The following is a 12,728-nucleotide window of genomic DNA, read 5'->3' as shown; positions in this document are numbered from 1 at the left end:
GCCACAATGCTCACCCTTGCTGTGGCAAATGAAAGAAGCAATGACGATGCAGCTTTCGGAATTGAAGAACGAACTGGCACGCTTCGGTGCTGAAAACGACGCGCATGAAACCGAGCGCGCCCGGCGCATGCTCAACATCACGCCGGACACCGGTGAATTCCTGTCGGTGCTGGTGCGTTTCGGCAATGCGCGCCGGGTGCTGGAGATCGGCACCTCCAACGGTTATTCCACGCTGTGGATTGCCGAAGCCGCAGCCGCCATCGACGGACACGTGACCACACTGGAATACGCCGCGGACAAGGTGGCGATGGCGCGTGACGCCTTCGCGCGCAGTGGCCTTGCCGATCGCATCACGCTGGTCCACGGCGATGCCGGGCAGTGGCTGGCACAGGCCGCCGATGCCAGCATTGACCTGCTGTTCCTCGATTCGGACCGCGAACAGTACGCCGGCTGGTGGCCGCAGCTGCGCCGTGTGCTGCGGCGGGGGGGCCTGCTGGTGGTGGACAACGCCACCTCGCACGCCGCGCAGATGGAACCGTTGCGCGCGTTGCTGGATGCCGATCCGGACTTCGGCACCAGCCTGGTGCCGGTGGGCAACGGCGAGCTTCTGGCCGTGCGCAACGCTTGACCGCCGCGCCACCAACCCGGGGTCAGATCCCTTTTCCGCAGGAAAAGGGATCTGACCCCGATCAGGGCGCCCGTATAATCCTGCGGTGAGCACCGAACCTGACACCCTCGCCGCGGTCGAGACCGAAACCGCGCCCCTGCAGCTGCTGCACCTGGACGAGCGCCTGGCCGTGGTCAACAAGCCCGCCGGGCTGATGGTCCACGACAGCAAGCTGGCCCGTGGCGAAGATGATTTCCTGGCCGACCGCCTGCGCGAGCAGCTGGGCCGCCCGATCTTCCTCGTGCACCGCCTGGACCGGGCCACCAGCGGCTGCCTGCTGCTGGCCTTCGACCGCGAGACCGCCAGTGCGCTGGGCAAGGCGTTGATGGGGGGTGAAGTGGCCAAGGACTACCTGACGGTCTGCCGGGGCTGGCCGGCCGAGCTGTCCTGGCGGGTGGACCATGACCTGGACGGCGGGCCGGGCAAGCCGGTGAAGAAGCCGGCGGTCACCGACTTCCAGCGCCTGGCCACCGGCGAGCTGTCGGTGCCGGTGGGTGAGTTCAGCAGTTCGCGCTACGCGCTGCTGCGCTGCCAGCCGCAGACCGGGCGCTTCCGGCAGATCCGCCGGCACCTCAAGCACCTGTCGCACCACATGATCGGCGACACCAGCCACGGCGATGGCCGCCACAACCGCATCTTCCGCATGCAGGGCGTGCACCGCATGCTGCTGCACGCCGAGCGCCTGCGCTTCCCGCACCCGGACGGTGGCAGCGTGGATGTCAGTGCGCCGCTGGATCGCGAGTTCCAGAAGGCGCTGGACCTGTTCGGCTGGCAGGTGGACGACGCCTGATGCTGCTGCGGTAAGCCGAGCGTGGGCTCGGCTCTACAGCCAGCGGCCGGGCGTGGCCCGGCGCACCCCGTTATTTCTTTTCCGGCTCGTTGACGATCGCTTCCAGGTCCTTCTGCAGATCCGCGAACAGCGGCTGCATGCGCGCCTGGATCGCCACCATCACGTTCTGCATCAGCGCCGGGGTCTTGTCCAGCAGGCTCTGGCCGGCCGCGCTCTCGTAGAACTCGGCCATTGCCAGCACGTCTTCCTTGCTGAAGGTCTTCTTGTACAGGTCCACGTACATGGGCCGCAGCTGTTGCCACGACATCGCCTGGCGCAGGGTCTGGCTGGTCCGGGCCTGGATCCGCTTCAGCTGTTCCTGCTGCTGGGCGGTGAGCTGGCGCTGCGCGGCCACCTGCTGGAACTGCTGCTGCTGCATGGCTTCGATCTGCGGCACCATGGTGTCGATCATGCTCTGCGCGCGCGAGGCCGACAGCAGGCGGTTGATGTCGCCGTCGGTCGGCGGGGCGGCCAGGGCCGGAACGCTGGCCACGGCCAGCGCCAGCAGCAGGGCGGCGCGGCGCAGCAGGGACGGCAGGGCGGGTGTGGAGCGGGTCATGCGGGGCTTCCTGCGGTACATGGGACCGCCAGCATACCCGCAGCCCAGGCGAAGGCGGCGTGTTCGGTGCCTGATCGGCGGCATACGGGGCGCGATGGCGTACTTCACCACGTGCCTGCCGCTACAATGCGCGGATGGGCAGTGGACCGGTCACCATCAGCGCGCAGCTTGAAATCCCCGACGGCGAGATCGTCGAGCGGTTCGTGCGCGCCAGTGGCGCCGGCGGCCAGAACGTCAACAAGGTGTCCACCGCGGTGGAACTGCGTTTCGACGTGGCCAACTCGCCCTCGTTGCCCGAACCGTTGCGCGCGCGCCTGCTGGCGCGGCGTGACCGGCGCATGACCGGCGAAGGCGTGCTGGTCATCGACGCGCAACGATTCCGCACCCAGGATCGCAATCGCGAGGATGCGCGCGAGCGGCTGGCGGCCTTCATCCAGGCCGGGCTGAGCGTGCCCAAACCGCGCAAGGCCACCAAGCCGACCCTCGGGTCGAAACTGCGTCGTCTGGACGCCAAACGCGGGCGCGCGCAGATCAAGCGCGGGCGCTCATCACGTGACTGGGAGTGATTGCTTGAACAACCCGACTTCGTTGCTGCCGGCCGTGCCGCCGCAGATGCCACAGGTCAAACCCAACGCCTTCCTGCGCTGGCTGGCGCGCTGCACCCTGCGCATGGGCGGCTGGAAGGTGACCGGCACCCTACCGGACATCCCCAGGCTGGTCTTCATCATCGCCCCGCATTCGTCCAACTGGGACGGGCTGTGGGGCATGGCGGCCAAGATCGCGCTGGGCATGAAGGTGAAGGTGCTGGGCAAGGCCTCGCTGTTCTGGTGGCCGCTGGGCCCGCTGCTGCACAAGCTGGGCGTGATCCCGCTCGATCGCAGCTCGCCGCAGGGCACCGTCGGCCAGGCCGTGGACCTGCTGCGCAACAACGAGAAGATGTGGTTCGCCATCACGCCCGAGGGCACCCGCAAGGCCGTGAAGGACTGGAAGGCCGGCTTCCTGAAGATTGCCCGGATGGCTGACGTACCGATCCTGACCGCGTATTTCCACTATCCGGAAAAGACCATCGGCATCGGTCCGCTGTTCACCCCGAGCGGCGACGATGTGGCCGACATGGCTGCCATCCGCGAGTTCTACCGGCCCTGGATCGGCAAGACCCGCGGCACGGTCTGAGCCGGTTGCAGGCCGCCGCATAGACGCCACGTCCGGCACATGCCGGGCGAGCGCGACAGGAGTAGGGTGGAGGGCTGGTATCCATACCGTCTGCCCAAGGAGCGTTTTACATGTCGCGTACCGTAGTCCTGGCCGCCGCCATCAGCCTGGCGCTGGCGGCCTGTTCCGGCAAGGAGTCCACCCCCGTGTCCGATGCCCAGAAGACCCCGGCCCAGCAGCCGGCCGAAGCCTCCACCAATCCGCTGCTGAGCGCGAGCACGCTGCCGTTCCAGGCACCGCCGTTCGACAAGATCAAGGACAGCGACTACCTGCCGGCGTTCGAAGAAGGCATGCGCCAGCACCTGGCCGACGTGCGCAGGATCGCCGACAGCAGCGAGCCGGCCACCTTCGACAACACCATCGTGGCGATGGAGCGCAGCGGCGAGACCCTGACCCGCGTGTCGCGCATCTTCTTCGGCCTGGTCCAGGCCGATACCAACGACGCACGCCAGAAGATCCAGGAAGAAGTGGCGCCGAAGCTGGCCGCGCACCAGGACGAGATCAACCTCGATCCGAAGCTGTTCGCGCGCGTGAAGTCGCTGTACGACCAGCGTGACACGCTGGAGCTGGACCCGGTGCAGAAGCGCCTGGTCGAGCACTACTACGACGGCCTGGTGCGCGCCGGTGCGCAGCTGTCCGACGCCGACAAGGCGAGCCTGCGCAAGCTCAACGTGGAAGAGACCACGCTCTCCACCCAGTTCCACACCCGCCTGGTGGCCGCCACCGCCGCTGCGGCCGTCGTCGTCGACGACAAGGCCAAGCTGGCCGGCCTGGACGAGGGCGCTATCAACAACGCTGCCGCCGCCGCCAAGGACCGCAAGCTGGATGGCAAGTTCCTGCTGCCGCTGCAGAACACCACCCAGCAGCCGGTGCTCGGCTCGCTAAGCGACCGCGACCAGCGCGCCGCCGTGCTGAAGGCCTCGGAAACCCGCGCCGAGCGCGGCGATGCCAACGACACCCGGCAGACCGTGCAGCGCCTGGCCCAGCTGCGTGCGCAGAAGGCCAAGCTGCTCGGCTTTGACACCTTCGCCGACTACCAGCTGGGCGACCAGATGGCCAAGACCCCGGCCGCCGCGCTCAAGCTGCTGACCGATACCGTGCCGGCCGCCACTGCCAAGGCGCGTGCCGAAGCCGGCGAGATCCAGAAGGTCATCGACGCGCAGAAGGGTGGATTCCAGGTGGCCGCTTCGGACTGGGACTTCTACGCCGAGCAGGTGCGCAAGGCCAAGTACGACCTGGACGAGTCGCAGATCAAGCCGTACTTCGAACTGGACAACGTGCTGCAGAACGGCGTCTTCTACGCCGCCACCCAGCTGTACGGCATCACCTTCAAGCCGCGCACCGACATTCCGACCTACAACCCGGACATGAAGGTGTACGAAGTGTTCGACAAGGACGGCACCTCGCTGGCGCTGTTCTACACCGACTACTTCAAGCGTGACAGCAAGTCCGGTGGCGCCTGGATGGACGTGTTCGTCGAACAGGACGGCCTGACCGGTGCCAAGCCGGTGGTCTACAACGTCTGCAACTTCACCAAGCCGGCCGCCGGCCAGCCTGCGCTGATCAGCTTCGACGACGTCACCACCATGTTCCATGAGTTCGGCCATGCGCTGCACGGCATGTTCTCGAACGTGAAGTACCCGTCGATCGCCGGCACCGCGACCTCGCGCGACTTCGTCGAGTTCCCGTCGCAGTTCAACGAGCACTGGGCGCTGGACCCGAAGGTGTTCGCCAACTACGCCAAGCACTACAAGACCGGCGAGGCGATGCCGCAGGAGCTGGTCGACAAGATCCTCAAGGCACGCAGCTTCAACCAGGGCTACGCGACGACCGAGTACCTGTCGGCCGCGCTGCTGGACCTGGCCTGGCACACGCAGAAGGCCGACGCGCCGCTGCAGGATGTCGGCGCCTTTGAAGCCAGCGCGCTGAAGAAGTTCAAGGTCGACCTGCCGCAGGTGCCGCCGCGTTACCGCACCACCTACTTCGACCACATCTGGGGTGGTGGCTACTCGGCCGGTTACTACGCCTACTTCTGGGCCGAAGTGCTCGACCACGATGCCTACCAGTGGTTCACCGAGCACGGTGGCCTGACCGCGGCCAACGGCCAGGAGTTCCGCGACAAGATCCTCTCGCGCGGCAACAGCGTGGAGCTGTCGACCCTGTACCGCGATTTCCGCGGCAAGGACCCGTCGGTGGAACCGCTGCTGAAGTTCCGCGGGCTGAAATAAGAAAGCGAAAACGGCGGGGGCAACCCCGCCGTTTTTCTTTCTGTAGCGTCGAGCCATGCTCGACGTTCTTCTGTAGAGCCGAGCCCACGCTCGGCTGATGGTTCCTGGAAAGGCAGCCGAGCATGGGCTCGGCTCTACAAACAGCGTTACGTTCCCACGTGCACCCGGTTGGCCTGCTCGGCCAGGCCCAGGTGATCCAGCGCGATATCCAGCGCCAGCACGTAGCTCTGCGCGCCGTAGCCGGCGGCGATGCCCAGGCGCTGGCCGACACCAGCCGGCAGGCACGGCTCGGCTACCGCGCCGTCGTCATGCACTTCCACATAGGCGTTGTGCAGGTACGGCAGCAGGCGCTGCAGGCGCAGGCTGTTGGCACACGCGCCCGGATCGAGCAGGGTCACCTCGCCGCGGCTGTGATCGGCCACACGCAGGGCGTCCAGCAGTTCCTGTTCCGAACCACAGGCACGGATCGCCACGCTGGTGCCGGCGTCGATCGCACGATGCACCAGTGACTTCAGGACCGGTGCCGGCAGCGGCATCGCGGTGCGGATCAGGGCGCCGGCCGCTTCCGGGCCACGGATGATGAAGATCGACATGGCTCAGCCCTCCTGTGCCAGGCGGCGGCCGACAATGGCCAGCGACAGCGGGTAGCCGGCCTGCTGGCTGCGCTGGTCGACCACCACGGCGGCGGGACCGTGCTGCAGGCGCAGGCGTGCCTCCAGACCGGGTTCGCTGGGGGCCTGCAGTTCGATGTACTGCGCCGGCAGCCGTTCCAGCGCCGCCTGCAGCGCGCCACCTTCGGCCTGCCATTGCGCCTCGTCAGCGGTACCGACATCCAGCAGTACCCAGTCGGCCGAGCGCGCCTGCGGCTGGCACAGGCACTGGCGTACCTCGGACAGGCTGGCGCAGTCGCTGCACAGCACGCGATGGCCGGCCAGCTGCGTCGGCAGTTGGGGACGCGGTGCCGACGAAGAGGCGTGGCGGATCACCAGGAGGGTCATACAACACCTTGCGGAATGCGCCCTGCGGCGCGGTGGGCACACGATGCGCGTGCCGCCCGTAAAGGTGCGATGCCCGCGGCCGGTCCCGCGCGTAAAACCTGCGTAACCCTTCCTGTAGAGCCGAGCCTGCGCTCGGCTGCTCTGCGCCCCAGTCGGGCAACCTCGACGCTGCAAGGAACAAGCCGAGCGTGGGCTCGGCTCTACCGGATCGCGTCGCGGGAACCTCTCCCGCCTGGATGTGGTCTGATGCAGCTACCACCTACCCGGAGCCTGTCATGGATGCTGCTGCCCGTCCTCCCTTGTCCGAACGCGCGCTGGTCTGGCTGAAGAAGGAAGCATTGCCGCTGCTGGTGATGCTCGGCCTGCTCGCCGCCGCCCGCGATACCCTCGCCAACCACTACGTGGTGCCGAGTGGCTCGATGCAGCCGACCCTGCAGCCGGGCGACCGGGTGGTGGTGGACATGCGCGCCTACGGCCTGCGCCTGCCGTTCACCGGCAAGGAACTGATGGCCACCGGCGTCCCGCAGCGCGGTGAAGTGGCGGTGTTCGATTCACCGGCCGACGGCACCCGCCTGATCAAGCGCGTGGCGGCGGTGGCCGGTGACCACGTGCAGATGCGCGAGGGCCATCTGAGCATCAACGGCCAGCCGCTGCAGATCGCCGATCTGCAGGACGTGGAAGCCTTCGGCGAGCGCCGTGCCCGCCTCGACCTGGACATGGGCGGCGGTCCGGACATCGCCGATCTGGTGGTGCCGGCCGGCAAGGTGCTGGTGCTGGGTGACCACCGCGGCAACAGCTTCGACGGCCGCTTCTTCGGCTTCGTCGACGCCGACAAGGTCTACGGCCGTGCGGTGGCGGTGTACTACCGCCGCGGCGACGGTTTCGAGTGGCAGCGCCTGTAAGCTGAATTAATACTTCTTGGGTATCAATCCTGACTTATCAGGTTATGGATCGACTGGATCGACAGGCCTAGTCTGAGGCCCGTTCCCTCCAATGCCCGGCCGCCCCACCGGCCCTTCGATCCCATGACTGGCGAAACCGCGGCGGCCGTCGAGCGCCGCCCCCCCACTGTCGATCCCATCGCCGAGACCCGCATCCAGCAGGGCACGCCGGCCTTCCGCCGCACCGCGCTGGCACTGTTCCTGGCCGGCTTCTCCACCTTCGGCCTGCTGTACACCGTGCAGCCGCTGCTGCCCGAGTTCAGCCGCCACTTCGGCGTGTCCGCCGCAGGCAGCGCGATGTCGTTGTCGCTGACCACCGGCACGCTGGCGGTGGCGATGCTGTTGGCCGGCCTGCTGTCCGATGCGGTCGGCCGCCGCCCGTTGATGATTGCCGCGCTGCTGGCCTCGGCCATGCTGTCGCTGGGCACGGCGCTGGTGGACGACTGGACCACGCTGCTGGTGCTGCGCACCCTGCTTGGCCTGGCGCTGAGCGGCGTGCCGGCAGTGGCGATGACCTACCTGGTCGAGGAGATGGACAGCCGCGCGCTGGGCCTGGCGATGGGCCTGTACATCGGCGGCAACGCCATCGGTGGCATGAGCGGGCGCCTGCTGGCCGGCATCATCGCCGATCACTGGGGCTGGCGCTGGGGCATCGGCGTGGTCTCGATCATCGCCGTGGCCAGCACCGTGCTGCTGTGGCTGCAGCTGCCGCCGTCGCGCCATTTCAGCGCGCGACGCGATGGCCTGCGCGAGTTGCCGTCGCGCTGGCGCACGCTGTTCGCCGACCGGGGCCTGCCGTGGCTGTTCGCCACCTCGTTCGTGCTGATGGGCGTGTTCGTCACCCTCTACAACTACCTGGGCTATCACTTGCTGGCGCCGCCGTACCACCTCAGCCAGACCGTGGTCGGGCTGATCTTCAGCGTGTACCTGGTGGGCACCTTCAGTTCGGCGTGGATGGGCCAGCAGGCCACGCGGTACGGGCGCGGCCGCATCCTGTCGATCTCGTTCGCGCTGATCGGCGCCGGCATCGCGCTGCTGGCGATGCCGTGGCTGAGCACGATGGCCCTGGGCATCGCGCTGGTGACCTTCGGCTTCTTCGGTGGCCACTCGGTGGCCAGCAGCTGGGTCGGCAGCCGTGCCGGTACGATGCGCGCGGAAGCGTCGGCGCTGTACCTGTTCGCCTACTACTTGGGCTCCAGCGTGCTGGGCGGGGTGGGTGGCCTGGCCTACGCGGCCTGGGACTGGCTGGGCGTGTGCGCGTTCGCTGCCGTGCTGACCCTGATCGGGGGCGGCATCGTCTGGGCGCTGCAGCAGCGCGCGCCGCAGCCGGTCACGGCCTGACGCCAGCCTCGCGTTCCGCACGGGCGCGGCGTTGCTCTGGTAGATGCCGACCTTGGTCGGCGCTCTGGCACGGCAGCCAACCAAGGTTGGCGTCTAGCAAACCTAGGTGGGTGGCACTTCACCCTTCGGCGAACGCCCCGCGCAACAGCCCGGCGAAGTTGCGGATCAGCGGCGTCACCCCCTCGCGGTGCCATGCCAGCTGCACCTCCGAATGCGCACCGGCATCGGCCAGCGCCACGAAGCGCGCGCCTTCCACGCGGATGTGATCGCAGGACGAGGGCAGGATCGCCGCACCCAGGCCTGCAGCCGCAAGACTGATCAATGTCGATGCCTCACCGGCTTCCTGCACGATGCGCGGCGTGAACCCGGCGGCCGCGCACAGCGCGATCATGTGGTCATGGATGCCCGCGCCCGCGCTGCGGCGAAATGCCACGAACGGCTCCTGCGCGAAGTCGCGTAGCGACAACGTGCCCTGCTTCGACAGCCTGCGCAGGGCAGGGTGGTCGGCATGCACGATCAACGCCAGTGGATCGACGAACAGGCTGTGCGCCACCAGCTCCGGCGGCAATGCGCGCTTGCGGATGATGCCCACGTCAAGTGAACCGTCGAGCAGCGCATCGATCTGCTGCAGCGTGTTCATCTCGCTCAGCTGCAGCCGCACCTGTGGGTACTGCTGGCGGTAGCGCAGGATCGAACGCGGAATCTGCGGCGACAGCGGCGTGGCCCGGGTCAGGCCGATACGCAGTTCGCCCTGCTCGCCGCGCTGCGCGCGCTGTACCTCGTCCACCGCGGTTTCCACCTGCTGCACGATGGCCCGTGCGCGCTCCTGCAGCAGCTCACCCGCAGGCGTCAGCTGCACACGACGATGGCTGCGCACGAACAGGCGCGCCCCGATCAGGTCTTCCAGCTGGCGGATCTGCTGGCTGAGCGGCGGTTGCGACATGCCCAGCCGCTCCGCCGCCTGGCCGAAGTGCAGCGTATCGGCAACGGCGAGGAAGTAACGCAGGTGGCGGAGTTCGATGGACATGGGTGCAGTCTATTCATCGCCAGCCGGAAATGGGGTCAGATCCGTTTTCCTGCGGAAAACGGATCTGACCCCGGTCACCCGTCATCCACGCATGGCGTGGATCTACCGTGTCGACCGAGGTCGACACCCACCCACACCGCCCCGCCATCTACGGAATGCCCGCTTTTGACGTTGCCGTTGACGTTGATTCGGCAGGTGCAGGGCGCAGCCCTGCCGAACACCCCTCACCGCTCCGAATGCCCGCTCTGGTCGTAATCGCGCGGACTGAACAACTCCGGCTGGATCAGCTCGATGAACGCGCGCGCCTGCGCCGACAGCGCCTTGCCCCGGCGCACGATCACCCCGTAACTGCGCTCGGGGAACCAGCGCTTCATCGACCGCGCCGCCAACCGCTCGCGGTCGGCCTCGTTCAGGCACAGCGCCGGCACGATGGAAATGCCCATGCCCATCGCCACGTACTGCTTGATCACCTCCCAGCCGCCCACTTCCAGTGCCACGGTGTAGGCGATGCGGTGGCGCTGGAATACCTGGTCAACCAGCCGGTAGGTGATCTGCCGCTTCGGCGGCAGCACCAGCGGATAGCGCGCGATGTCGGCCAGCTCCAGCTCGCCGCCACTGGCCAGCGGATGGTCGTGCGGCGCGATCAGTACCTGCTCGAAGCGGTAGGCCGGGGCGTAGGTCAGGTCGGCCGGTACATCGGTCATCGAACCGATCGCCAGGTCGGCGGCATCCTCGCGCAGCAGGTCGGTGCCATCGGCGCTGATCGCGTTGTGCAGGGTCAGGCGCACGTCCGGGTGGTGCAGGCGGAAGCGCTCGACGATCTTCGGCAGCAGGTACAGGATCGTCGAGCTGTTGGCGGCGATGTTCAGCTCGCCCGCATCCAGGCCGCGCACCTTGTCGCGGAAGCGCGCCTCCAGCCCGTCCAGGTTCTCCACCAGCGGCTGCGCCATCTCGTACAGCAGCTGGCCCTCGCGGCTGGGTACCAGGCGGCGCCCACTGCGCTCGAACAACGGCACCCCCAGTTCCCGTTCCAGCGCCTGCAACTGCAGGCTGATGGCCGGCTGGCTGACGAAAAGTGCCTCAGCCGCCCGTGAGACCGAGCCCAGGCGCACCGTCTGGCAGAACGCACGCAATGGCTTCAGCCGGTCGGATTTGTAGGAAAAACGCGGACTTGGCGGGGTGCGTGTGCTCATCGTGTCACGAGTATTAGCACAACTTATGTAGAACATTGCAAAAACTGTTTTGCCAAATACTCCGGCCCAGCGGCACCGTGGAGACGTTCCCCCACCGCTGGAGTCGCCCCATGTCCGCCGTCGCTTCCGCTGTTCCCACCCCTGCCAGCAAGGCTACCCCCGGCATCGCCCTGGCGACCCGCGTGGCCGGCCAGGACACCGTGCTGCCGGCGCCGCTGCTGGCCCTGCTGGTGTCGCTGCACCGTGCGGTGGAACCGGGCCGGCAGGCACGGCTGCAGGCGCGCCGCGAGCGCCAGGCGTTCTTCGACCAGGGCGGCCTGCCGGACTTCCGCGAGGACACCGCTGCGATCCGTAGCGGCGACTGGCGCGTTGCGCCGCTGCCGGCCGCGCTGCAGGACCGCCGCGTCGAGATCACCGGCCCGACCGATCCGAAGATGGTCATCAACGCGCTGAACTCCGGCGCCAAGGTGTTCATGGCCGACTTCGAGGATTCGACCTCGCCGACCTGGCGCAACCTGCTGGCCGGGCAGCAGTCGCTGGCCGCCGCGGTGCGTGGCGATCTCGACTACACCGCCCCCAATGGCAAGCACTACACGCTGCGCCCGTATGACGAGCAGGCGGTGCTGATCGTGCGCCCGCGTGGCTGGCACCTGGACGAAAAGCACGTGCGCATCGATGGCCAGTTCATCGCCGGCGGCCTGTTCGACGCGGCGGTGTTCGCCTTCCACAACGCCCGCACCCTGCAGGCAGAGGACCGCGGCCCGTACTTCTACCTGCCCAAGCTGCAGAGCATGGAAGAGGCGGCGCTGTGGGAAACCGCGCTGTCGCACATCGAAGGCATGCTCGGCCTGCCGCACGGCCAGATCAAGGTAACCGTGCTGATCGAAACGCTGCCGGCGGTGTTCGAGATGGATGAGATCCTGCACGCGCTGCGTGACCGCATCGTCGGCCTGAACTGTGGGCGCTGGGACTACATCTTCTCGTACCTGAAGACCTTCCGGCGCCACGCCGACCGCGTGCTGCCCGAGCGCGGCCAGGTGACCATGACCCAGCCGTTCCTGAAGGCCTATTCGGAACTGCTGATCCAGACCTGCCATCGCCGTGGTGCACATGCGATGGGTGGCATGGCCGCGCAGATTCCGATCAACAACGATGCCGCCGCCAACGAACAGGCGATGGCCCGCGTGCGCGCTGACAAGCTGCGCGAAGTGACCGCCGGCCACGACGGCACCTGGGTCGCGCATCCGGCGCTGATTCCGGTGGCGATGGCGATCTTCGACGAACACATGCCCGGTGCGAACCAGCACAGCGTGCTGCGCCAGGATGTGTGCGTCGGCCGCGACGAACTGATCGCACGGCCGCCCGGCACCATCACCCGCGCCGGCTTCGAAGGCAACGTGGAAGTCTGCGTGCGCTACCTGGCGGCATGGCTGGATGGCAACGGCTGCGTGCCGATCCACCACCTGATGGAGGACGCGGCCACCGCCGAGATCAGCCGCAGCCAGTTGTGGCAGTGGCTGCATACGCCGGGCCAGCAGCTGGACGATGGCACCGCCATCGACCTGGCACTGCTGGATGCCACGCTGGCACAGCTGCCGGCACGGCTGGGTGACACCGCCACGCTGCCCGGTGGCGCACGCATCGGCGAGGCCATCGCCCTGCTCGGCGAACTGAGCCGCAGCGACGAACTGACCGATTTCCTGACCCTGCCGGCCTACGCGCGCATCGACTGA

The 12,728-nt window shown here is 67.7% G+C and carries 13 protein-coding genes; 8 read left to right on the top strand and 5 right to left on the bottom strand.

The window, feature by feature from the left end:
• Positions 1-40: 40 nt before the first annotated feature.
• Entirely contained in the window at positions 41-628 is a 588-nt protein-coding gene (locus ACUVWL_RS16560) for an O-methyltransferase (protein ID WP_142235527.1), read from the top strand.
• Between the two features lie 85 nt (positions 629-713).
• Positions 714-1,457 (top strand): pseudouridine synthase, encoded by a 744-nt coding sequence (locus tag ACUVWL_RS16555; protein WP_014645554.1) that lies wholly within the window; start codon positions 714-716, stop codon positions 1,455-1,457.
• 70 nt (positions 1,458-1,527) lie between these two features.
• Here the strand turns inward: ACUVWL_RS16555 and ACUVWL_RS16550 are convergent, their stop codons facing one another.
• Entirely contained in the window at positions 1,528-2,076 is a 549-nt protein-coding gene (locus tag ACUVWL_RS16550; RefSeq protein WP_401730180.1) for a DUF2059 domain-containing protein, read from the bottom strand.
• 113 nt (positions 2,077-2,189) lie between these two features.
• On the opposite strand from ACUVWL_RS16550, the gene arfB reads away from it, so the two are divergent.
• The 3 genes from arfB (at position 2,190) to dcp (ending at position 5,495) form a co-directional block, all read left to right on the top strand.
• Positions 2,190-2,621: an alternative ribosome rescue aminoacyl-tRNA hydrolase ArfB gene (gene arfB / locus ACUVWL_RS16545; protein WP_005420755.1), complete on the top strand. Its 432-nt coding sequence runs from the start codon at positions 2,190-2,192 to the stop codon at positions 2,619-2,621.
• A 4-nt stretch (positions 2,622-2,625) separates the two neighbouring features.
• Positions 2,626-3,228 carry a lysophospholipid acyltransferase family protein gene (locus ACUVWL_RS16540; RefSeq protein WP_014645556.1) on the top strand — a complete coding sequence of 201 codons (603 nt, stop codon included), beginning with the start codon at positions 2,626-2,628 and terminating at the stop codon, positions 3,226-3,228.
• Between the two features lie 110 nt (positions 3,229-3,338).
• The gene (dcp, locus tag ACUVWL_RS16535) at positions 3,339-5,495 is read left to right on the top strand and encodes a peptidyl-dipeptidase Dcp (protein WP_049405170.1); all 2,157 of its coding nucleotides are present in this window, start codon (positions 3,339-3,341) and stop codon (positions 5,493-5,495) included.
• A 146-nt stretch (positions 5,496-5,641) separates the two neighbouring features.
• Here dcp and ACUVWL_RS16530 read toward each other — a convergent pair whose 3' ends face one another.
• On the bottom strand, positions 5,642-6,088 hold the full coding sequence (locus tag ACUVWL_RS16530) for a 3-dehydroquinate dehydratase (RefSeq protein WP_004153636.1): 447 nt from the start codon (positions 6,086-6,088) through the stop codon (positions 5,642-5,644).
• Between the two features lie 3 nt (positions 6,089-6,091).
• The gene (locus ACUVWL_RS16525; RefSeq protein ID WP_014645558.1) at positions 6,092-6,493 is read right to left on the bottom strand and encodes a hypothetical protein; all 402 of its coding nucleotides are present in this window, start codon (positions 6,491-6,493) and stop codon (positions 6,092-6,094) included.
• Positions 6,494-6,768: 275 nt separating this feature from the next.
• Between ACUVWL_RS16525 and lepB the strand changes: the two genes are divergently transcribed.
• Positions 6,769-7,395, top strand: coding sequence for a signal peptidase I (gene lepB, locus ACUVWL_RS16520; protein WP_014645559.1), 627 nt, complete (start codon positions 6,769-6,771; stop codon positions 7,393-7,395).
• A gap of 123 nt (positions 7,396-7,518) precedes the next feature.
• A complete protein-coding gene (locus ACUVWL_RS16515) occupies positions 7,519-8,775 on the top strand; it encodes an MFS transporter (RefSeq protein WP_445978575.1) in 1,257 nt (418 codons plus the stop codon).
• Positions 8,776-8,893: 118 nt separating this feature from the next.
• Here ACUVWL_RS16515 and ACUVWL_RS16510 read toward each other — a convergent pair whose 3' ends face one another.
• Together ACUVWL_RS16510 and ACUVWL_RS16505 are read right to left on the bottom strand one after the other, a co-directional pair.
• A complete protein-coding gene (locus ACUVWL_RS16510) occupies positions 8,894-9,802 on the bottom strand; it encodes a LysR substrate-binding domain-containing protein (protein ID WP_014645561.1) in 909 nt (302 codons plus the stop codon).
• A gap of 224 nt (positions 9,803-10,026) precedes the next feature.
• Entirely contained in the window at positions 10,027-10,995 is a 969-nt protein-coding gene (locus ACUVWL_RS16505; protein ID WP_046427979.1) for a LysR family transcriptional regulator, read from the bottom strand.
• 110 nt (positions 10,996-11,105) lie between these two features.
• On the opposite strand from ACUVWL_RS16505, the gene aceB reads away from it, so the two are divergent.
• A complete protein-coding gene (gene aceB / locus ACUVWL_RS16500) occupies positions 11,106-12,728 on the top strand; it encodes a malate synthase A (RefSeq protein ID WP_445978574.1) in 1,623 nt (540 codons plus the stop codon).

The sequence above is a fragment of the Stenotrophomonas muris genome (genome assembly GCF_052751275.1).
This window is presented reverse-complemented; position numbering and strand designations above follow the sequence as displayed.